We start from the raw sequence: 21,153 nt of genomic DNA, 5'->3' as shown, positions 1-21,153 counted from the left end.
TTTGCAGTATGATTATTACGGACACACATACACATTTATATAGCGAAGCTTTTGATGAAGACAGAGATGCGGTCGTACAAAATGCGATTGAAAAAGATGTAAAACGGTTCTTTATTCCGGCAATTGATTCAGACTATACTGAAGCCATGTTTTCTTTAGAAAAAAAATACCCTGAGAACATATTTTTGATGACCGGATTGCATCCAACCCATGTAAAACCAGAATCTTTTGATAAAGAAATACAACATGTTGAAGATTTATTAAAACAGCGGCCTTTCTATGCTATTGGAGAAATTGGTATTGATTTATATTGGGACACTTCGACATTAGATCTTCAGATTAAAGCTTTTAAACACCAGATTAAACTGGCAAAGCAATACCGATTGCCAATTGTGATTCATTGTCGTGAAGCATTCGATGAAATCTTTGATGTTTTAGAATCTGAAACGTCAGATGATTTGTATGGTATTTTTCATTGCTTTACAGGAACCAAGGAACAAGCCGAAAGAGCCATAAACTTTAATATGAAGCTTGGCATTGGTGGTGTTGTTACTTTTAAAAATGGAAAAATAGACCAGTTCTTAAGCGAAATAGATTTAGAACATATAGTGCTTGAAACAGATTCGCCATATTTAGCCCCTAAACCATACAGGGGAAAGCGAAATGAAAGTTCTTATATTATTAAGGTATTAGAAAAATTATCAGAACTTTATGGTTTAAGTCCTGAAGCCATAGCAAAACAAACCACAGAAAACTCAAAAGCCATATTCGGTGTTTAATGATGAAAAAGCCTAACATACTATTAATATATACTGGTGGCACCATCGGTATGGTAAAGGATGCCGATACAGGAAGCCTAAAAGCTTTTGACTTTAGAAATATATTGAAACGTATCCCTGAGTTGCGATTGTTAGATTGTAATATTAAATCAATAGCCTTTAAAGAACCAATAGATTCATCCAATATGCAGCCTAAATATTGGATTACAATAGCAGAAATTATAGAATCAAACTATTCTAAATGTGATGGTTTTGTGGTCTTGCATGGCAGTGATACCATGAGCTATTCAGCTTCAGCCCTGAGTTTTATTTTAGAAGACTTAGCAAAACCTGTTATATTCACTGGGTCACAATTACCTATTGGAGACTTAAGGACAGATGCAAAGGAAAATTTAATTACTTCCATACAGATGGCATCACAACACGAAAATGGTAGTCCTGTCATTCGCGAAGTAGGCTTATATTTTGAATACAAATTATATCGAGGCAACAGAACGACAAAAATAAATTCCGAACATTTTGAAGCGTTTGAGTCTCCTAATTATCCAGATTTGGCAGAATCAGGCGTTCACCTTAATATTAACACATCTTTTTTAAACCGTCCAAGTCCTTCTTTACATTTAAAGGTAAATAAAAAATTAAATACCAATGTCGGTGTCCTTAAACTATTTCCAGGAATTTCTAGACCAATTGTTGAAGCCATATTAAATACTAAAGACCTTAAAGGACTTGTTGTCGAAACCTATGGATCTGGTAATGCTAGTACTGAGCAATGGTTTATAGGGTTGTTGAAACAAGCAATATCAAATGGAATACATATTGTTAATGTCACGCAATGTGTAAGAGGTAAAGTTATTATGGGGCAATATGAAACGAGCAGCGACTTAAAATCCATTGGGGTAATTTCAGGAAAGGATCTGACCACTGAAGCGGCCATTACCAAGCTGATGTACTTATTAGGTCATACTGAGGAAATTACCGATTTTAAAGGTGTTTTTGAAACATCACTAAGAGGGGAAATGTCTTAAAATTAACGTTCCAAATTTCAGCGTTTAAAGTTTTTTTTGTTATTTGGCGATCTGTAATTTTTTTTGAAATACAGAGAGGTGGCCGAGTGGTCGAAGGCGCACGCCTGGAAAGTGTGTATACCTCAAAAGGGTATCGAGGGTTCGAATCCCTTCCTCTCTGCTTATATTTTCAGTAATAGTTACATTTTTTTTTTATCTTTAACACTTTAACTAATAAAATTAAGATTTAGAACAATGAAAAGATTATTTTCTATCCTAGCGATTACTTGCTTAATGGCTATTGGCACTGTTAATGCCAACGCAACAACAGTAGCAGCAACAACACCTGTTGCCACAATAACTCAAGATGACGCGGCAGAGCAGCCAGCAGAAGAATTGGGTTTTCATCAAGAATTGAAAAAGCGTTTTATTGAAGGTGGCCCTGGCTTTATGGGTATTGTATTATTATGTTTAATTCTTGGACTGGCGATCGCTATTGAGAGAATTATCTTTTTAAACCTTTCAACTACAAACACTAAAAAATTAACCCAAAACGTTGAAGACGCACTGCAATCTGGTGGTATCGAAGCAGCTAAGGAAGTATGTAGAAATACAAAAGGACCTGTTGCCTCTATATTCTATCAAGGTTTAGACCGAGCAGATGAGGACATCGATGCAGCCGAAAAAGCAGTCGTTGCATATGGCGGTGTACAAATGGGACAATTAGAAAAGAATGTCTCTTGGATTTCATTATTTATCGCCTTGGCACCAATGCTTGGTTTCATGGGTACGGTAATTGGTATGATTCAAGCCTTTGATAAAATTGAAGCAGCTGGTGATATGCAACCTTCTTTAGTAGCAGGTGGTATTAAAGTAGCACTTTTAACAACAGTATTTGGTCTTATTGTGGCTATCATTCTTCAAATATTCTACAATTATATCATCGCTAAGATTGATAGTATTGTAAATGATATGGAAGATGCGTCTATTACTTTAATGGACATGTTAGTGAGATACAAAAAGAAATAAACCAAAAAACATAATAATATTATGCATAAAATATTAAAAATAGTAGCAGCTTTACTTGGTGTTCTAGGAATTGTATTCTTAGTAAGAATCATCTCAAAAGGAGATGATGCCATCAAGGCCGCTGCCGAGGCAGGAGATTCTGTCATAGTAGATCCAATGGCTTACGTAGCTTATGCGATGCTGTTTTTGGTGCTGTTATTTGTTGTGATTTTTGTTGTTAAAAATCTATTTTCAAATACTGCATCACTAAAAAGTACGTTAATAGGAGTAGGAGCCTTTGTTGCAATATTGATAATTTCTTATGTTTTGTCAGACACTGAGAATCCTATAATGGCAAATGGCAAACACCTTTTTAGGTATGGAGATAAGGTAGCAACAAGTAATGAAATTCAGATGTCTGGAGCTGGCTTAGTAGCATTTTATATCTTATTAGGTTTTGCAGCTATTGTAATGATAGGCTCAGGAGCTAAAAAAATAATCAGTAAATAATAGAGTATGGCAAAGAGATCAGCACCAGAAGTTAATGCAGGGTCAATGGCTGACATTGCTTTCTTACTATTAATCTTCTTCCTTGTAACAACAACAATTGAAAAAGATAAAGGTATATTAAGAAGTTTGCCTCCTATTGATGATTCAGAAGTAGAGCCTCCAATTATTAAGCAGAAAAACTTGTTTACAGTTCTTTTAAACAGGCACGATCAACTTCTTGTAGAAGATGAAGAAATGCAAGTTAAAGACTTACGACAAGCTGCGATTGAGTATTTGGATAATGGAGGAGGAGTTAATGCAGAAGGACAAAGCTGTGATTATTGTAAAGGGGATAGAGATCCATCATCATCGGATCACCCTGATAAGGCAATTGTCTCTTTAAAGCACGATAGGGAAACCACTTATGGAAAGTATATCGAAGTACAGAACGAACTTGTTGCTGCTTACAACTTTTTAAGAGAAAGAGAAGCACAACGTTTGTACAATCGTTCATTTGCAGATATGCTTGCAGAGAAAGAAAAGAATCAGTTTAATAAGGATGAGAAGCTAAATGAACGCATCGAAACGATTAAAAAATTGTTTCCGATGAAGTTATCTGAAGCTGAACCTACCGAAAATTAAAAAGTAACAACACTATGTCAAAATTCAAAAAAGGTAAATCGGGTGAAACACCTGGGATTTCAACAGCATCCCTTCCTGATATTGTATTTATGTTGCTTTTCTTTTTCATGGTAGCAACAGTAATGCGAGACAATTCATTAAAAATAAAGAATGAACTTCCTGTAGCAAATCAAGTTGAAAAACTTGAAAAAGATAGAACCATGTTCATTTATGCTGGGAAACCTAGTGAAGCTTATAAGAATATGGGAACTGAAGCCCGTATTCAAATCAACGATTCTTTTGCAAACTTAGAAGATGTACAACCTGCAGTTTACGAATTTATTGCTGGGACTCGTGAAGAGTTAAAAGATAAAATCGTTGTTGGTTTTAAAGTCGATAAAAACACCAATGCTGGTTTAGTTTCTGATATTAAGCAAGAGCTTAGGGAAGCCAACGCATTAAAGGTGATGTACGTCACAGGAGTCAAAAAAGATGAATAATAAAAAATCTTAATTTATTTAAAGCGCTATGATTTTCATAGCGCTTTTTTTATGAAAGACTGTGACTTAATTTGTAGATTTATAGTATGGGAAAAAAGTGCACTATAGTTTTATTGTTTGTTTACACATTCTGTAATTCACAAGACATCACACAAGACTCTTTAGATACTAAGTACCGTGAAGATCAATTTTATGCTTCTATCTCCTATAACATTTTAAACAAGGATCCAGATGGGTTCTCGCAAAGCGGCATTTCAACAGGGTTTAATATTGGTTTTATTAGAGATATGCCAATCAATACAAGAAGAAACTGGGCCATTGGCCTTGGACTAGGACTATCGTCCAACTCATATAATCAAAATTTAAGAATTTCTGAAACTAATGGCGACTATGATTATTCCATTATAGATGAAAGCACTATAAATGTCTCAAAGAATAAATTTACCCGATATTTTATTGAAGCACCGTTAGAAATACGTTGGCGGACATCAACACCATCAGACTATAAATTTTGGCGTATTTATACAGGCTTAAAAGTAGGCTACTTAATATACAACACTGCTAAATTTAGAAGTAATATAGGCGATGAAAACGTATCTAACATTGATGACTTCCACGAACTGCAATATGGATTAACTTTAAGCGCAGGTTATAACACATGGAACTTTCAACTGTACTATGGACTTAACCCCCTCTTTAAGAATGACGCTCAAATTGATGGCAAACCTATAGATTTAAAAGCCATTAAAATCGGAATAATCTTTTATATCCTATAACCAAAACTTAAGCAGAATAAGCTGAGGGAATAGCCCAATGAAACTTCCGATAACGAGTTCTGCATTGGTATGGGCTTCTAGATGTAACCTAGAGGTTGCTATAGCTCCCAAAATAATCATCATAATAGCTAAAGTGCCGTTGACATTAATCTTAAAATGCACGCTCAAGGCTACTATAAACATAAAAAAACCACATGCTGCTAACATATGTATGCTCGCTTTCACTTTTAAAAAAGCCAGAAACAAACATGCTATTGTAGAGCAGAGAATACCAACAAAAAAATAGTAAAGTTCAATTACTTCGTTATGAGGGAATATCCTCGTGATAATTAGTGCGATGATAAAAATATTAACTGCAAGTGGGACGACGCGTTCCTGTGTCGATTTTAAGTGAATGCTGTCTATCTTTTTTATCGTTTTCAGCAAAAAATACATCAATATTGGTAATATGATGGTAAGTATAAAAACTGAAAATAGTTTTGCCTTAATAATGATATCTGGTATAAATCTTGGGGTTTTAGAAAAATAGAAAACCACACCAAGGAGGGGCATTATCAATGGGTGAAAAATATATGAGATACTTTTTAGGATATGATTTTTCATATTAAAATGTCATATCTTTTTACGTAATCTTGCCACAGGAAAGTCCAATTGTTCTCTATATTTAGCGACCGTACGTCTTGCAATGGGGTAGCCTTTTTCTTTAAGGATACCAGCTAATTTTTCATCGGTTAATGGCTTACGTTTATCTTCTTCTTCAATGACGGTTTCTAGTATTTTTTTAATTTCTCGAGTAGAGACTTCCTCTCCTTGATCATTGGTCATGGATTCTGAAAAGAACTCTTTAATGAGCTTAGTGCCATAAGGAGTATCGACATATTTGCTGTTAGCCACTCGAGATACGGTAGAGACATCCATTTCAATTTCATCAGCAATGTCCTTTAAAATCATTGGCTTTAGTTGGCGTTCGTCCCCAGTTAAAAAGTAATCCTTTTGGTAATTCATAATTGAACTCATAGTTACAAAAAGGGTCTGTTGACGTTGACGAACCGCCTCAATAAACCACTTAGCAGCATCTAATTTTTGCTTTATAAAAAGGACTGCATCTTTTTGGGCCTTAGATTTTTCTTTCGATTCCTTATAGCCTTTAAGCATATTATTATACTCTCTAGATACATGCAACTCTGGTGCATTACGACCATTTAGGGTTAGGTCTAATTCGCCATCTACAATTTTAATGGCAAAGTCAGGTACTACATGTTCCACTATCCGATTATTGCCAGAGTAACTTCCCCCAGGCTTTGGGTTAAGGCGTTCAACTTCCTCAATGGCAGCTTTAAGCTGATCTTCCGTTATACTAAACTTTTGAAGTAGTTTTTTGTAGTGTTTTTTTGTGAATTGTTCAAAAGCGTTATCTATAATGTTTGTTGCCAGTTCTACATCTGGATGCTGCTCTTTACGATGCAATTGAATACTTAAACACTCTTGTAGGCCTCTAGCACCAACCCCAGCAGGGTCTAGTTGGTGTACAATATCTAATACTTTTTCGACTTCCTCAGGCGTGGTATAGACATTTTGAGTGAAGGCTAAATCATCTGTAATATCCGATAAATCTCTACGTATATAACCACTTTCATCAACACTACCTACCAAAAAGACAGCAATCTCATATTCTTGGTCACTTAATCTAAAGGTATTTAGTTGGTTGATTAAATGCTGTGTAAAAGATGTGCCTGCAGCATAAGGGACAGATTTTTCTTCATCGTCAGCACTATAATTATTGACGTTGGTTCTATAATCTGGAATTTCATCATCACTTAGATAGTCGTCAACATTAATATCTTCCGCTTCTATGGTTTCATTGTCATTATAATCATCCTCTGTATTATCAAATTCGTCGAAGGAATCCTCTTCTGCATCTTTTTCTTTACCAGTATCCAATGCGGGGTTTTCCTCTAACTCCTGTTTTAAACGTTGCTCAAAAGCTTGCGTAGGCAATTGAATCAGCTTCATCAGCTGAATTTGCTGAGGAGATAGCTTTTGTGAAAGTTTAAATTGTAAATACTGCTTTAATGCCATGTACGAAATTTGCTTACACTATAAAAGTACTAAAAACTTTGGCGGATTATTGCCTTATTTAACTTGAAATATAGCTTTAGAACTCTGCATTTTGAGGAGTACGTGGATATGGGATGACATCTCTAATATTGGTCATACCTGTAGCAAACATCACTAAACGTTCAAAACCAAGACCAAAGCCTGAGTGAACAGCAGTTCCATACTTTCTTAAATCGAGATACCACCACAATTCTTCTTCAGGGATATCGAGTGCCGCCATTTTTTCTTTTAAAACGTCTAGACGCTCTTCACGCTGAGAACCACCTACGATTTCACCGATTCCGGGAAACAAAATATCCATGGCTCTTACCGTTTTTCCGTCTTCATTAAGCCTCATATAAAATGCCTTTATATTTGCTGGATAATCGAATAAAATAACAGGACATTTAAAATGCTTTTCAACTAAAAAGCGTTCATGCTCAGATTGCAAATCAGCTCCCCATTCGTTGATGATATAGTTGAATTTTTTCTTTTTATTAGGTTTTGAGTTACGCAGAATATCAATAGCTTCAGTATAACTGACACGTTTAAAGTTATTCTCGGTGATGAATTTTAACTTTTCTATTAAGCGCATTGGGCTCCGTTCAGCCTGTGGTTTTGTTTTTTCTTCATCAAATAAACGTTGGTCTAAAAATTCTAAATCAGAGGCGTTGTGTTCCAAAACGTAGCCAACCACTGATTTCATAAAATCTTCAGCCAAATCCATATTGCCGTCCAAGTCCATAAAAGCGACTTCGGGCTCAATCATCCAAAACTCTGCTAAGTGTCTCGATGTATTAGAGTTTTCAGCTCTAAATGTTGGGCCAAAAGTGTACACTTTTCCTAACGACATGGCATAGGTTTCTGCTTCTAATTGACCAGAAACGGTGAGGTTAGTCTCTTTTCCAAAAAAGTCCTCTTTATAGTTTACTGAATCATCTTCATTTAGAGGGGGATTCTTTGGATCTAAAGTACTTACCCTAAACATTTCGCCAGCACCTTCTGCATCACTGCCAGTTACAATCGGGGTGTGCATGTAATAAAATCCATTTTCATTAAAATACTTGTGAATAGCAAAAGATAGTGATGAGCGCAAACGCATCACCGCACTAAAGGTATTTGTGCGCGTGCGCAAATGCGCATTTTCTCTTAAAAATTCAAAAGAGTGTTTTTTAGGTTGAATAGGATACGTTTCGGGATCAGAATCTCCCAAAACCTCTAATGTTTCTACAACGATTTCTACCTTTTGCCCTTTTCCTTGGCTTTCAACCAATTCACCAGTTATGTCTAAGGCAGCACCAGTTGTAATGCGTTTTAAAAGCGCCTCATCAAAATTTTCAAAATCGACAACGCACTGAATGTTATTTAGAGTAGAACCATCGTTAAGTGCAATAAATCGATTAGCCCTAAAAGTTCTTACCCATCCTTTTATAGTTACTTGTTGTAAAGTAATATCATCTGATAATAATTCTGCAACAGTTTTTGGTTTCATATTAGAAATTTAAATGCAAAGATAATTGTTATTGTTGTATTTCTTCTGATTCTATATCATCACCCTCGCCATCATCAGGAATAATATTTATCGAAGGCTCCCTTAATACATTTTGGTTTGCAATGCTTCGCTCTAATGACAATAGTAGCGATGGCAATAACAAAAGGTTAGAAAGCATTGCGAATAGCAGTGTTGCGGAAACCAAAGCTCCGAGCGCTACAGTGCCTCCAAAGCTAGAAATTGTAAATACCGAGAAGCCAAAAAACAGAACAATAGACGTATAAAACATACTTACACCAGTTTCTCGTAATGCGGCATACACTGATTTTCGGATTTTCCAATGATTGGCTTGTAACTCTTGCCTGTACTTTGCCAAGAAGTGGATGGTATCATCAACAGAAATACCAAATGCAATACTGAACACCAATATGGTTGAAGGCTTAATTGGCACTCCTAAATATCCCATTAAGCCTGCAGTGACCAGTAATGGCAATAGATTTGGTATTAGTGAAACGACAATCATTCTAAACGAACGGAACATATAGGCCATAAACAGTGATATCAACACAATCGCTAATGTCAATGAAATGACTAAGTTTCTTACCAAATATTTTGTCCCTTTTTGAAACACTAAAGCCTTGCCCGTCATAGTTACTTCATAGCGTTCCTCTGGAAAGAGTTTGTTTATTTTTGTTTGAAGATCCTCCTCAATACGTTCCATTTTATCTGTACCAATATCCTTCATAAAAGTTGTGATACGCGCATACTGTCCGGTGCTATCGACAAAATTTTTCAAAAGATCTACATCAGAATTTGAATTCTTGGCATACGACAGAATAAAACTATTTTCTTGGCTCGTTGGTAATTGGTAATATTTAGGATTGCCATTATAGTACGCCTGCTTTGAATATTTCACCAAACTCACCACTGAGATTGGGCGAGATAGTTCTGGGGTTTCTATGATTAACTCTTCAAGCTCGTTCATACGCTTGAGTGTTGCTAACTTCATCACCCCTTTTTTACGTTTGGTGTCGATCAAAATTTCTAAAGGCATAATGCCATTGAATTCAGATTCAAAAAACCGGATGTCCTCAAAAAACTCAGTTTTTTTAGGCATGTCTTCAATAAGACTTCCAGAAATTTTAATAGTATTTATACCCAACAGGCTTGTAATAAGCAGTATTAAGGACACCACATAAATAGTGATGCGTTTATGCTTTACCATAGACTCCATCCAATCTACAAAGCCGTTAATCCAACGTTTATTAAGGTGTTCTAAATGTCGTGGTTTTGGGTAGGGCAAAAAGGTGTATAAAATCGGAATAATAAAGAGGCATAGCATAAATATAGCCAAAATGGATAGGGAAGCTACAATACCGAATTCCTTTAGCAGTTTGCTTTCTGTGAGAATAAACGTCGCAAAACCAGAAGCTGTTGTAACGTTGGTCATCAATGTAGCATTCCCCACTTTGGTAATAACTCGTTGTAATGAGCGTACTTTATTGCCATGAAGACGAACTTCGTGCTGATATTTATTAATAAGAAATATACAGTTGGGTATCCCAATCACTATAATTAGTGGAGGAATTAAGGCGGTTAATACAGTTATTTCGTAATTAAGTAATCCGATGATGCCTAGTGTCCACATTACTCCAATACAAACTACGATTAAGGAAATTAACGTTGCTCTAAAAGACCTAAAGAATAGGAAAAATATGAGCGAGGTTACAAATAAAGCTGCAGCAATAAACAACCCGATTTCATCAACTATATTTTGCGAATTTAAGGTACGTATATACGGCATACCCGAAATTCTAACATCTAAATCAGTGTCTACTTCAAACTCCTCAATTTTTTGTTGAAGCGTTTCCATGATGAAGGCTTTCCTAGCGGGAGTATTGACAATCTCTTTTTTGAGATAGATTGCTGTTCTTAATGTTTTGGTATCCTTGTTAAAGAGAAAATTGTCATAAAAAGGGTACTTTTTAAACAAGGCATCTTGAAGTGTATCTAGTTGTTTCGAAGAGACAATAGAATCCTTAATAAAAGGCTTTAAATCAAAACGCTCTTCATCATTGTTCTTTACTAGTTTTTGAAGGTCCTTAATGGCAATAACGGTTTCAACTTCTTCAAATGATTTAAAATCTTCAGCGAGTTGATTCCATTTGTTAAAATTTTCAACAGTATAAACAGAGGAGTCTTTAACACCAAGAACAATAAGGTTCCCTTCTTCTCCAAAGATGGATAAAAAATTATTGTAAACTAAGTTAACTTCATGATCGTCTGGCAGTAGATTCGCTTCAGTATATGTAAAACGCATATGCTTCCATTGCATAGCAAAGAAAATGGTGTATAGAATTACGGTAATAAGAATTGCGATTTTATTACGTAAAATAAGCCTTGCCAGTACTTCCCAGAAACCTGCTGTAAATGGTTTGATCATAAAACTTTAATCAGCGGCAAAGGTAGAAAAAAGCTTAGGACTATCTAGCGAATTAACAGTATAAAAGAGCTATTTAAAGCGAAATATTAAAGGTGAATTTAAATGCGATATTGTCCTCTAACTCAGGGAGGTGATAACCGCCATATCGGTAGGCAAAACTAAGCCCAAATCCGAATAGTAGTTTGTTGATCTCAAACCCTGATTCTGAATAGAGTTGGTCGAGAGTGCCGAAAGGTATTCCGATATGTCTATCCCTACTGCGCATATTGCCCAGGGCGTGCCTCGATATAAGTACCAATTGCGGTTTAAACCATTCTGAAAACTTAAATGGACGCAGAAAATGTTTCATTTGAAAAGTCATAAACCGATCGCTAAAAAACTCATTAAAGTACATGGTTTCGAAACTATTGAGCCCAGCTACAGAGAAACGTTGTAGCACAGTATCTTTAGTAATATTGTTGGGGTAGGCATGGTAAAGATGGGTCAGTGGCACTTCGCCATCAGCTAAACCAGCAACAAGTGTAAAACTGGTTTTTGAAGCGTTACCATAATCAAAAACTTGGACGGTTCTAAAATCGAGTTTACCAAAATTAAAATCACTTTTAAAAATATCGCTAAAACCTTTGGTGTACTGAAATGTAAATTTAGGATAGCCATTGATGACTTCGTCAACACGTTTTTCTATCACCTCAAACTTTGAAAAAGGACTCCATTGCAAACTAATACGGGCTGTGCTTAAATCGAATGTGTTGTAAGCAACCCCATTTAGCAGAAAACTATACGTATACGTTGGATTTATTTTACTGAGTGAAAATTCAGTTTCAGATAATAAATGATTTGTGATTTTATGCTCTAGTGAAATTGATTTTGTAATATGCCTGTGGAAAAGATCTATGTTTAATAAGCGAGGTTCAAAAAAAGTAAAAAAACGTTTGTCGGTTAAAAATGTAGAGCTTCCTGTTTCTTGTAGGTCATCTGTATAAGAGGCATTTATCCATGTGCTTCGTTCTTCATTTATTCGTACACCTCCACCAATACTATACTTAAAGCGGTCATCCTTAAATCCATAGACTAGGTAGCCATTTACCCTGAAGGATTCAGAAAAGTTGTCGTTGGTAACACCCCCTAAACCGGTTCTAAAACCTTCATACTGGTTAAATTTAATGAGATAGCGTAAATCGAAGTTAAAATATTTGGTCGGCAAATAACCAACTCCAATATTTTTGATGAACTCCGTTTTCCGTATAGAATCGTTTTTAGCCTTAGCAATGGAGTCTTGCTGGGCTAGGTCAATTTGAGCATTTGCTATTGTTGAAAAACAAAGAATGATAACAATAACAAACTTGACCATGTAATATTTTCGATTGAAATGATAAAAAAAATGACAGTGATTAGACCGTCATAATTTCCTTTTCCTTGACATCTAAAATGCTTTCAATACGCTTAACGTATTTATCAGTCATTTCTTGTACGTCTATTTCGGCATTCTTTTGAAGGTCTTCAGATACATCTGTATTTTTTATATCGTTGTTAGCTTCTTTACGGGCATTTCTAACTCCAACTTTTGCATCTTCAGCTTCAGCCTTTGCCTGTTTTGCCAAATCTCTACGTCGCTCCTCAGTTAAAGGTGGCACATTAATAATAATCATGTCACCATTATTCATTGGATTGAATCCTAGATTGGCCAACATAATTCCACGTTCAATTTCTTGAAGCATGCTTTTTTCCCATGGTTGAACACTAATGGTCCTTCCGTCTGGTGTATTGACGTTTGCTACTTGATTTAATGGAGTTTGAGAGCCATAATAATCAACCATAACACTTCCAAGCATAGAAGGGCTTGCTTTACCAGCTCTAATATTTACCAGTTGCTTTTCGAGATGTTTTAAAGCTGCTGACATAGCTTCATCAGCGGTGTCTAATATAAATTTAATGTCTTCGTTCATAATTTTGAATTTAACATACGGGTATCAAATTGTAAGCCAAAAATACTATTTTATAAATTGACGTGGGTGCCTATTTTTTCACCAGATATCAATTTTAATAAATTTCCTTTTTTATTCATATCAAAAACAATAATAGGCAACTCATTTTCTTGACTAAGTGTAAAAGCAGTTGTGTCCATTACTTTTAGGCCTTTTCTAAGCACATCGTCAAAAGAAATAAAATCAAATTTTGTTGCCGATGTATCCTTTTCTGGATCGGCTGTATAAATACCATCAACGCGTGTTCCTTTTAAAATAACATCAGCTTCAATTTCGATAGCTCTCAAAACTGCTGCAGAATCCGTAGTAAAGTAAGGATTCCCTGTTCCGCCTCCAAAAATAACGACTCTCCCTTTTTCTAAATGCCGCAATGCTTTTCTTCTGATAAAGGGTTCTGCAACCTCATTGATTTTAATTGCTGATTGCAGTCGCGTTGGTACTCCTGCGTCTTCTAAAGCAGATTGCAAAGCAAGTCCGTTAATCACAGTTGCCAACATACCCATGTGGTCACCTTGTACACGGTCCATACCATTACTTGCACCTGCTACTCCTCTAAATATGTTTCCACCTCCGATGACAATAGCGACTTCAACCCCAAGATCAATGATGCTTTTAATGTCTTGTGCATATTCTGAAAGACGCTCTGGATCAATGCCATACTGTCGATTTCCCATTAAGGCTTCGCCTGAAAGTTTTAGGAGGACGCGTTTAAATTTCATTAAGAATGATTATTGAGTTATGCCAATTTAGTGATTTTTGGCTAAGCAAAGCTACATAAATATTATGGTGTTTAAAAGTGAAAAATTATACAGAACTGTTGATTGTGCCTTAAACAAGAAATGAAGTATAGAAATAAAAAAAAGCCACTCATTGAGTGGCTTTTAACAGTTTAATACTTTTGGTTTTATCCTAAAGTAACACGTTGAAATCCTGTTACCTCTACGTCACCATAGGTTTTAACATAGTTAGCAACCGTTAATTTTTCATCTTTAATAAAGTTTTGGTCTAATAGACACTGCTCTTTATCTAAAGTGGTATTATCTGAGATAAAACGATCCATTTTACCAGGTAAAATACGATCCCAGATTTGCTCAGGCTTACCTTCAGCTTTTAATTCAGCTTTTGCATCCTCTTCAGCTTGTGCTATTACGTCTTCTGTTAATTGAGACATAGAAATATATTGAGGTACATTCTTAAGAGTCTTACCTAATCTTACCAATTCTTCATTTTCTTTTTCGATAGCGGCAATACGTGCTTCAGTTTCTGATGCTACGTATGCAGGGTCAAAATCCTTGTAAGACAACGTCGTTGCTCCCATTGAAGCTACCTGCATTGCTAAATCTTTAGCTAAAGTTTCAACATTATCAACGGCATTAGATAAACCTACAATAGCAGCAATCTTATTGATGTGAACATAAGCTCCAACATAAGCAGCCTCTAAAGTTTCAAATGCGTTGATGTCTAATTTTTCACCAATCACACCAGTCTGCTCAACTAATTTTTCAGCAACAGTCATTCCGCCGAAATCAGCAGCCAAAAATTCTTCTTTAGTGTTATAGTTGATGGCAATATCACCGAAGTCGCTAGCTAATTGTAAAAAGTTTTCGTTTTTACCAACAAAGTCAGTTTCACAACCTAATACAATCACTACACCTTTAGTGTTGTCATCATTAATTTTAGCGACTGCAGCTCCTTCAGAAGATTCTCTATCTGCTCTTTTAGCAGCTACTTTTTGTCCTTTTTTACGTAATACGTCAATGGCTTTGTCAAAATCACCTTCAGCTTCAACCAAGGCTTTTTTACAATCCATCATTCCTGCACCAGTAGCTTTTCTTAGTTTGTTAACTTCTGCTGCTGTAATTTTTACAGTATTTTCCATAGTTTCTAAATTTAAAAAGTCATTCAATTAATTTTCAAACCTGAAAAGAACTAAATGACTTTTAATATTTTTATAAATGTTATTTATTCTTCTTCTTCCGATGCTGCTACAGCTTTCTTCTTAGCAGCTTTTGGTTTAGCTTCAGTCTTTGCCTTTGCTTTTGGCTCTTCTTTTTTAGCTTTTTTAGCCTCTTTTTCAGATTTTTCAGCCTTTCTTTCATTTAACCCATCTTCAATTGCTGAAGTCACGATAGATAAAATCTTATCGATAGATTTTGATGCATCATCATTAGACGGTATTAAATAGTCAACCTGACGTGGGTCAGAGTTAGTATCAACCATGGCAAAGATTGGTATATTCAGTTTTTGCGCTTCTTTAATGGCAATGTGCTCACGCATAATATCAACCACAAATAAAGCTCCAGGTAAACGCGTCATATCAGATATAGAACCTAAGTTCTTTTCTAGTTTTGCACGTTGACGATTAACTTGTAAACGTTCTTTCTTTGATAAAGAGTCAAACGTTCCGTCTTTTTTCATTCTATCGATAGAAGCCATTTTTTTAACAGCTTTTCTAATAGTGATGAAGTTAGTTAGCATACCACCTGGCCATCTTTCAGTAATGTATGGCTGGTTTACCGCAGCAGCTTTTTCAGCAACGATATCTTTGGCTTGCTTTTTTGTAGCTACGAAAAGAATCTTCTTTCCTGAAGCAGCAATCTTGCTCAATGCTTCAGATGTTTCTTTAATCTTAGCTGCAGTTTTGTAAAGGTTGATGATATGGATGCCGTTACGCTCCATATAAATGTAAGGGGCCATGTTTGGATTCCACTTACGTGTTAGGTGACCGAAGTGTACACCTGCTTCTAGTAGTTCTTTTACTTCTACTTTTTCCATTTTGTAATAGTTTACGTTCTGTTGAATTAGCAATGATTAAGTGGTCGCATTTGCTTGCCTTAACCATTTAGATGCTAAACTAAACTCTCACGTCTTACCGTGATGAGCAACAATAACTGGTTTTAATGAACTGAAATTATTTCAGTTTCGATTTTCAATAAAATTGCCAACTCGTGGCGGGTAATTTAAAGTAATTCAGAATCTGAGTATTCAGATTCTGAATTAAGTGATTTTGGATATTAACGTTTAGAGAACTGGAATTTCTTACGCGCTTTCTTCTGTCCGAATTTCTTACGCTCTACCATTCTAGGATCTCTAGTCAATAGACCTTCTGGCTTTAATATTGCTCTGTTTTCAGGATCTAACTCGCACATTGCACGAGATAATCCTAAACGTATTGCTTCCGCCTGGCCGGTGATACCACCTCCATATACGTTAACAGTAATATCAAAGTTGCCATCATTGTTAGTCATGGTAATAGGTTGGTTTACTTTGTACTGAAGTGTTCCAGTAGTAAAGTATTCCGCCATGTCTTTTTTGTTCACCGTAATGTTACCTTTTCCTTTAGCAACGTATACACGGGCAACAGCCGTCTTTCTACGGCCGATTTTGTGAATTACTTCCATTAGTTAATGTCGTTTAATTTAATTGTTTTAGGCTTTTGAGCTTCGTGAGCATGCTCAGAACCTGCCACAACTGTTAGATTACGGAAAAGTACTGATCCCAATTTGTTTTTTGGAAGCATTCCTTTTACCGACTTTTCTACCAGTCTGGTTGGATCTTTTTCAAACATCTCAGTAGCACTTAAACTTCTTTGTCCACCTGGGTAACCTGTGTGACGGATATAACTTTTATCTGTCCATTTGTTACCTGTTAAGTTGATTTTTTCTGCATTGATAACAATAACGTTATCGCCGCAATCAACGTGTGGTGTAAAATTAGTTTTGTGCTTTCCTCTAAGAAGTATTGCTACTCTAGAAGCTAGACGACCTAAAGTTTGTCCTTCAGCATCTACTAAAACCCACTCCTTATTAACGGTAGCTTTGTTTGCAGAAACTGTTTTGTAGCTTAATGTGTCCACACTAATTTATTTATTAATCACGCTATTTAGCGCAATAGGTTATACATTCCTCTTCCGAAAAAGAGTTTGCAAATTTACGATAACTTATTGGAATGACAAACCTTGACTAAGGTTTTTTTAAAGCTCAGGATAAGTCCCAAATAAAAAATATTGCAATAAGCTAGAATAGCTGATGGAACAGATTTAAAACATCCAAAAGCTTAAAATACTCTGTAAATATTTTGAGGAATATTTTTTAACCCCAAAGATGTAATTCAAGTTTACCTGTGGCGACCTGAGCGTAGCGAACAAATGAATACCTATTTAATGAAATTGAAATTGGCGGATAATTCATTCCATCGGTTTTGTTTAAGATTAGTTGCGGGGGTTAGCGCTTAACTTAGCAAGTACGCACCAAGCTGAAAATCCGAAAGGATTTTCAGAAGTAGGCGAGAACAAGCAGTTACTTATAGCCATTGTTGTGGGCAGTTATTTTTGTCTAAAGTTCGTTAATTTTAATATGAAAAATAGGTTTGTTATAGTCGTCATCCACACATATACTTTCCCAATCTCCCATTTCAAATTCGTACTCACAATATTCTAAATAACAAACATCAGCATCAAAAATATTCATCATTGAAACTACAGCTAAGGGGTAAATATCCATATCATCTAAAGCATAAGCATATTTGATTACATCTCCTACATCATTGTAACTTTCTGAGAAAATTTGAAATTGCCTCCAAGACCTTTCTTTGGATTTATCCAAATGATTAGTTTTACCAACTTCTTTTTTTATTCTTTTGTAGAGATTATCCCAGTATTCCTCCCATAGATTATGCATAACAGGAATAAAATAAGCTTTTTCAATTCCTGCGTCCAAGTATATTTCACTCCAAATATTTTCATTTGTCATTGTGTAAATCTCGGAATAGGCTCTTTTCTCTATTAAGTATTTTAGTTCTTCTATTTTACCTTCATAGGTATTTATTATGTATTCTACACCTCCAGTTCTAAAATATATTACTTCCCCAACTGTTTGTAATACATATAACTCTCCACCTTTACCTTCTGATTCAAGAAAGTATTCAAAAGCTTCAACAAAATTTGAATATTTAGGAACATCATTATCCCTATTATTCCAATCAAAAAGAAATTCAGCTAATTTACTTATTCCTCCAGTTTTGATTTGAAGTTCAATTTGATTTATTGCTTTTTCAGAATCCTCGTTATTATTGTTAAATCCTAATACATACTTTTTAATATCGTCAATTACGTAATGATAAGGATTGTTCCATTTTAGTTCCCCTTTATTATTGTCCCATTCATCTTTTTCTGGTTTATAGTTAAGGTTGATAATCTTAGGTTTATTCTCAAGTTTGAATTTTATTTGAAGTCCAAATTTTGAATGATTTCTTATATCGATAAGTGGCTTTGATACTCTGTTTTTATTTAATAAATATGAGTAGTCTTCTGCATATGATGACGAAGCCTTATGTGAGGTTGAAACATTCTCAATTTCTATTTTAGATGTGTTTATTAACTCATTTGAAAAGGGAAGTATTATTTTCCAATGCTTCGTTGTTTTTTTTATTGTTTTCTTGGTAATTCCACCCCAATATAACTTATCGTTTAGTGGGTCTTGGATAATTATAAAAACAGGAAAAGTATTACCAACCTCAAACCAGTATTGTTTATGAGTCTCGTCAAAGTAAAATGTCAATCCATTTTTACCCTTGTGAAAATTAGATTTTCCACCTTTTATCTGTAACGCGATAAAATTTCCAGAAGGTCTATCATTTTTTCCGATTTCAACGAAAGCATCTATTCCAAAATCAAGAATGGGTTGTTCTCTAAAAAACCAACCTATTTCAGTAAAATAATTGGCTGTTGAATGTATTGCCTTTCTTTCTGTTCTGGAATTTAACATTTTTCATTTTCTAATTGCCCACAACTCAGGGTTAAACGCAGTTCTGGGTTGAGAATGAAAAGATAATAAATTCTTCATCAATAATTTGAGAAATGGTCTTCGATATAATCTTAAATTATTGATTGTCAATTAGGCCCGCAAAGCGGGGTGTATATTGTAGAATTTATTAGGTTGAGAATTCGATGCGCAAATCCAAATTACTTTTAACCAACGATGGTGTGATGTTTTGGCTCGACGCCCGTCCATGGCGATTTATTAATTATAGGGCTGTAGTAGTAATTTGGTTTAACCCTGAGATGGAATACATGAACCAAAAGGGTGGGAACAACGCAGTTGTGGAACCATTTTGGTCAGCTTTTTCGCTGAATGTATTCCATCGGTTTTGTGTATGGTTAGTTGCGTGTTTCAGCAACTAATTTAGTAAACAAAAACGAACGCGAGAAAATTCCGAAGGAATTTTCCAAATAAGCAACGACCAAAGCAATTAATTATACACGGTGTTGTACGCTGGCTTTTATATTATTATAATTAATTTCTTTCCGTTTATTTCTAATTCGACAAGTTGCAAATTATTACTCCTTTTAAAAACAAATCTGTTATTTCCTTTTTTCAATTCGGTATTAACAAAGAGTGTTGTGCTATGTCCTTTTAGTAAATGGTTTAATTCAAATTTAATGTCGTCCTCAATTTCAGATTCCAATTTGATAATTATTTTTCCTTTTCGCCTTTTTATCCGAATGTTTTTGAGTTCAGTTATTTCGTTAAGTACTGGTTTTTTAGGACGATTTATAAGAACAAATCCAAGATTACATTTTTCAGGATAAATTCCCTCGGATTCACATAGAGATTGCGTAATTTCAATGCTTTCAGCTGGAATTAATTTCAATTTTTCAAATTGTTCATTTGCAATGTCATTGGCTGTTGAAAAAATTCCACCATCTATAATTATTGTAAGCGAAAAGTCAATTTCGCTTTGTTCCGATTCTTGCTCACATTTAATTCTGTTGAAGATTTTGTTTTTACGCTCTTCAAGATTTAACTGTTTGATTTCCTTAATCCACTTTTGAGATTCCTCGTAATTTTTAAAATCTCCGCATTTATTTTGTCCAAATGAAACTTGGCTAAATAATATAAATAGAATGAAGATTTTAATGGCTCTCATAGGTTTTCACAGCTTGAGTACAACGTGTTTGTGTATGGTTAGTTGCGTGTTTAAGCAACTAATTTAGCAAACAAATTACGGATAGAAAATTCCAGCGGAATTTTCGTAAGTCGGTAGTTAACTAGTAATTAATTATACACGGTGTTGGCAACTGCTTTATTTTAAAATTTCCATTTCCCCCTCAAAGTATTCACTTCCATATTCTTGCTTGTAGACAAACTTATAGGCACTATCTGTGTATTCATAAATTGTCACAATGAATGGTTTAATATCTGTGTAGTCTCCATCTTCTTGATAATTCCAAACTTTGTATTGGCAATCGTTCATCCATTCTACTTTCATTTTATATAAACTTCCGTTTACTTTTTCTTCTTGAATACCGTCTTGTCGATTTACAATTATCTCATTGTTCTGGGTGTCAAAATATCTAAATTTTCCATTCTTTAATAAAGAACAGTCCTTTGTTGGTAAATTGAATTTATCGGCAAGTGGTTGATTGAAATTCTGCTGTATTTTTTCAAACATTTTTTGTCCCCAAACTGTACCTGCTTGAATAGATTCAGCTGATATGAGGGGGAATTTTTGAATCATAGATTGTCCGATTGGACTACTGTAGAATTCTGTAATTGTCTCAATTTCTTCAATAGTGAAGTGTTTTTTATAAATGGGAATTAACATCTGAAGAAATTCGTTGTAATCAATTTGCTCTTTTTTAAAAGTTTGCCAATATTCAGAATCTATTAATTCAGGATTTTCATTCTCTTGTGTTTTTATCATATTGTCCACAACGGCTTTCATTCTATCAGTCGAGCCTAAAACCTCCATCATTTTCATAATTTTTACGTCTGTCGAGTCAGTTTGAGAAAAAGATAAATTGCAAAAAAGCAATAATATTAAAATAAGTATTCTGTTCATTTATAGTTATTTAAGTTGTTGCCAACTACCTGCTAAACGCAGTTCGGCCTTGAGAACGAAGATACAAAAAGAGGAAGATAATGAACTTCGGTTTCGCGCGGCCACGCGGAACTG

Annotated in this window: 21 protein-coding genes and 1 tRNA gene; 8 read left to right on the top strand and 14 right to left on the bottom strand. The window is 35.0% G+C overall.

Annotated features, from left to right (window positions below; translation table 11 throughout):
- Positions 1–8 precede the first annotated feature (8 nt).
- The 8 genes from ACFEMA_RS00110 (at position 9) to ACFEMA_RS00075 (ending at position 5,180) form a co-directional block, all read left to right on the top strand.
- Positions 9–779, top strand: coding sequence for a TatD family hydrolase (locus ACFEMA_RS00110; protein WP_411765917.1), 771 nt, complete (start codon positions 9–11; stop codon positions 777–779).
- Positions 779–1,807 (top strand): asparaginase, encoded by a 1,029-nt coding sequence (locus ACFEMA_RS00105; protein WP_411765915.1) that lies wholly within the window; start codon positions 779–781, stop codon positions 1,805–1,807. Before ACFEMA_RS00110 ends, ACFEMA_RS00105 begins: the two co-directional genes overlap by 1 nt.
- 72 nt (positions 1,808–1,879) lie before the next feature.
- A tRNA-Ser gene (locus tag ACFEMA_RS00100) sits at positions 1,880–1,967 on the top strand.
- Positions 1,968–2,041: 74 nt separating this feature from the next.
- Entirely contained in the window at positions 2,042–2,815 is a 774-nt protein-coding gene (locus ACFEMA_RS00095) for a MotA/TolQ/ExbB proton channel family protein (protein WP_411765914.1), read from the top strand.
- Positions 2,816–2,836: 21 nt separating this feature from the next.
- Positions 2,837–3,304 carry a hypothetical protein gene (locus ACFEMA_RS00090; RefSeq protein ID WP_411765913.1) on the top strand — a complete coding sequence of 156 codons (468 nt, stop codon included), beginning with the start codon at positions 2,837–2,839 and terminating at the stop codon, positions 3,302–3,304.
- Positions 3,305–3,310: 6 nt separating this feature from the next.
- Positions 3,311–3,925, top strand: a complete 615-nt coding sequence (locus ACFEMA_RS00085) for an ExbD/TolR family protein (protein ID WP_411765912.1) — start codon at positions 3,311–3,313, stop codon at positions 3,923–3,925.
- A gap of 14 nt (positions 3,926–3,939) precedes the next feature.
- Positions 3,940–4,404, top strand: coding sequence for an ExbD/TolR family protein (locus tag ACFEMA_RS00080; RefSeq protein ID WP_411765911.1), 465 nt, complete (start codon positions 3,940–3,942; stop codon positions 4,402–4,404).
- An 86-nt stretch (positions 4,405–4,490) separates the two neighbouring features.
- Positions 4,491–5,180, top strand: coding sequence for a porin family protein (locus ACFEMA_RS00075; RefSeq protein ID WP_411765910.1), 690 nt, complete (start codon positions 4,491–4,493; stop codon positions 5,178–5,180).
- On the opposite strand, the gene ACFEMA_RS00070 is transcribed toward ACFEMA_RS00075, so the two are convergent.
- The 14 genes from ACFEMA_RS00070 to ACFEMA_RS00005 form a co-directional block, all read right to left on the bottom strand.
- Entirely contained in the window at positions 5,175–5,783 is a 609-nt protein-coding gene (locus ACFEMA_RS00070) for a hypothetical protein (RefSeq protein WP_411765909.1), read from the bottom strand. The genes ACFEMA_RS00075 and ACFEMA_RS00070 overlap by 6 nt on opposite strands.
- A gap of 9 nt (positions 5,784–5,792) precedes the next feature.
- Positions 5,793–7,259 (bottom strand): RNA polymerase factor sigma-54, encoded by a 1,467-nt coding sequence (gene rpoN / locus ACFEMA_RS00065; protein ID WP_411765908.1) that lies wholly within the window; start codon positions 7,257–7,259, stop codon positions 5,793–5,795.
- A 76-nt stretch (positions 7,260–7,335) separates the two neighbouring features.
- Positions 7,336–8,769: an asparagine--tRNA ligase gene (asnS, locus tag ACFEMA_RS00060; protein WP_411765907.1), complete on the bottom strand. Its 1,434-nt coding sequence runs from the start codon at positions 8,767–8,769 to the stop codon at positions 7,336–7,338.
- 28 nt (positions 8,770–8,797) lie between these two features.
- The gene (locus ACFEMA_RS00055) at positions 8,798–11,212 is read right to left on the bottom strand and encodes an efflux RND transporter permease subunit (protein ID WP_411765906.1); all 2,415 of its coding nucleotides are present in this window, start codon (positions 11,210–11,212) and stop codon (positions 8,798–8,800) included.
- A gap of 73 nt (positions 11,213–11,285) precedes the next feature.
- Complete coding sequence (locus ACFEMA_RS00050; protein ID WP_411765905.1) at positions 11,286–12,563, bottom strand: DUF5686 family protein; 1,278 nt, start codon at positions 12,561–12,563, stop codon at positions 11,286–11,288.
- Between the two features lie 40 nt (positions 12,564–12,603).
- Positions 12,604–13,158 carry a ribosome recycling factor gene (frr, locus tag ACFEMA_RS00045; RefSeq protein ID WP_411765904.1) on the bottom strand — a complete coding sequence of 185 codons (555 nt, stop codon included), beginning with the start codon at positions 13,156–13,158 and terminating at the stop codon, positions 12,604–12,606.
- A gap of 50 nt (positions 13,159–13,208) precedes the next feature.
- A complete protein-coding gene (gene pyrH, locus ACFEMA_RS00040) occupies positions 13,209–13,916 on the bottom strand; it encodes a UMP kinase (protein ID WP_411765903.1) in 708 nt (235 codons plus the stop codon).
- Between the two features lie 185 nt (positions 13,917–14,101).
- On the bottom strand, positions 14,102–15,076 hold the full coding sequence (gene tsf / locus ACFEMA_RS00035; RefSeq protein WP_411765902.1) for a translation elongation factor Ts: 975 nt from the start codon (positions 15,074–15,076) through the stop codon (positions 14,102–14,104).
- An 83-nt stretch (positions 15,077–15,159) separates the two neighbouring features.
- Positions 15,160–15,972, bottom strand: coding sequence for a 30S ribosomal protein S2 (gene rpsB / locus ACFEMA_RS00030; RefSeq protein WP_411765901.1), 813 nt, complete (start codon positions 15,970–15,972; stop codon positions 15,160–15,162).
- A gap of 239 nt (positions 15,973–16,211) precedes the next feature.
- Positions 16,212–16,598 carry a 30S ribosomal protein S9 gene (rpsI, locus tag ACFEMA_RS00025; RefSeq protein ID WP_155088759.1) on the bottom strand — a complete coding sequence of 129 codons (387 nt, stop codon included), beginning with the start codon at positions 16,596–16,598 and terminating at the stop codon, positions 16,212–16,214.
- Positions 16,598–17,053 carry a 50S ribosomal protein L13 gene (gene rplM, locus ACFEMA_RS00020; RefSeq protein WP_411765900.1) on the bottom strand — a complete coding sequence of 152 codons (456 nt, stop codon included), beginning with the start codon at positions 17,051–17,053 and terminating at the stop codon, positions 16,598–16,600. The genes rpsI and rplM overlap by 1 nt, the downstream gene beginning before the upstream one ends.
- A 478-nt stretch (positions 17,054–17,531) precedes the next feature.
- Positions 17,532–18,962 (bottom strand): DUF4365 domain-containing protein, encoded by a 1,431-nt coding sequence (locus tag ACFEMA_RS00015; protein ID WP_411765899.1) that lies wholly within the window; start codon positions 18,960–18,962, stop codon positions 17,532–17,534.
- Positions 18,963–19,476: 514 nt separating this feature from the next.
- Positions 19,477–20,124 (bottom strand): hypothetical protein, encoded by a 648-nt coding sequence (locus ACFEMA_RS00010; protein ID WP_411765898.1) that lies wholly within the window; start codon positions 20,122–20,124, stop codon positions 19,477–19,479.
- Between the two features lie 156 nt (positions 20,125–20,280).
- Complete coding sequence (locus ACFEMA_RS00005; RefSeq protein WP_411765897.1) at positions 20,281–20,952, bottom strand: DUF2059 domain-containing protein; 672 nt, start codon at positions 20,950–20,952, stop codon at positions 20,281–20,283.
- Positions 20,953–21,153 lie beyond the last annotated feature (201 nt).

Source organism: Winogradskyella sp. A3E31, from assembly GCF_046720935.1.
In the GTDB taxonomy this organism is placed as follows: domain Bacteria; phylum Bacteroidota; class Bacteroidia; order Flavobacteriales; family Flavobacteriaceae; genus Winogradskyella.
Note: the sequence above shows the minus strand (reverse complement) of the source record. Positions and strands in the feature narration are given on the sequence as shown.

Bases quoted from the DNA above. Each gene is read 5' to 3' on its own strand.
- rpsB (WP_411765901.1), bottom strand. From the start codon at position 15,972: ATGGAAAAAGTAGAAGTAAAAGAACTACTAGAAGCAGGTGTACACTTC.
- pyrH (WP_411765903.1), bottom strand. From the start codon at position 13,916: ATGAAATTTAAACGCGTCCTCCTAAAACTTTCAGGCGAAGCCTTAATG.
- asnS (WP_411765907.1), bottom strand. From the start codon at position 8,769: ATGAAACCAAAAACTGTTGCAGAATTATTATCAGATGATATTACTTTA.
- ACFEMA_RS00095 (WP_411765914.1), top strand. From the start codon at position 2,042: ATGAAAAGATTATTTTCTATCCTAGCGATTACTTGCTTAATGGCTATT.
- ACFEMA_RS00110 (WP_411765917.1), top strand. From the start codon at position 9: ATGATTATTACGGACACACATACACATTTATATAGCGAAGCTTTTGAT.
- tsf (WP_411765902.1), bottom strand. From the start codon at position 15,076: ATGGAAAATACTGTAAAAATTACAGCAGCAGAAGTTAACAAACTAAGA.
- ACFEMA_RS00075 (WP_411765910.1), top strand. From the start codon at position 4,491: ATGGGAAAAAAGTGCACTATAGTTTTATTGTTTGTTTACACATTCTGT.
- ACFEMA_RS00080 (WP_411765911.1), top strand. From the start codon at position 3,940: ATGTCAAAATTCAAAAAAGGTAAATCGGGTGAAACACCTGGGATTTCA.
- ACFEMA_RS00050 (WP_411765905.1), bottom strand. From the start codon at position 12,563: ATGGTCAAGTTTGTTATTGTTATCATTCTTTGTTTTTCAACAATAGCA.
- ACFEMA_RS00055 (WP_411765906.1), bottom strand. From the start codon at position 11,212: ATGATCAAACCATTTACAGCAGGTTTCTGGGAAGTACTGGCAAGGCTT.
- ACFEMA_RS00015 (WP_411765899.1), bottom strand. From the start codon at position 18,962: ATGTTAAATTCCAGAACAGAAAGAAAGGCAATACATTCAACAGCCAAT.
- ACFEMA_RS00090 (WP_411765913.1), top strand. From the start codon at position 2,837: ATGCATAAAATATTAAAAATAGTAGCAGCTTTACTTGGTGTTCTAGGA.
- rpsI (WP_155088759.1), bottom strand. From the start codon at position 16,598: ATGGAAGTAATTCACAAAATCGGCCGTAGAAAGACGGCTGTTGCCCGT.
- rpoN (WP_411765908.1), bottom strand. From the start codon at position 7,259: ATGGCATTAAAGCAGTATTTACAATTTAAACTTTCACAAAAGCTATCT.
- ACFEMA_RS00010 (WP_411765898.1), bottom strand. From the start codon at position 20,124: ATGAGAGCCATTAAAATCTTCATTCTATTTATATTATTTAGCCAAGTT.
- ACFEMA_RS00105 (WP_411765915.1), top strand. From the start codon at position 779: ATGATGAAAAAGCCTAACATACTATTAATATATACTGGTGGCACCATC.
- frr (WP_411765904.1), bottom strand. From the start codon at position 13,158: ATGAACGAAGACATTAAATTTATATTAGACACCGCTGATGAAGCTATG.
- ACFEMA_RS00085 (WP_411765912.1), top strand. From the start codon at position 3,311: ATGGCAAAGAGATCAGCACCAGAAGTTAATGCAGGGTCAATGGCTGAC.
- ACFEMA_RS00005 (WP_411765897.1), bottom strand. From the start codon at position 20,952: ATGATGGAGGTTTTAGGCTCGACTGATAGAATGAAAGCCGTTGTGGAC.
- ACFEMA_RS00070 (WP_411765909.1), bottom strand. From the start codon at position 5,783: ATGAAAAATCATATCCTAAAAAGTATCTCATATATTTTTCACCCATTG.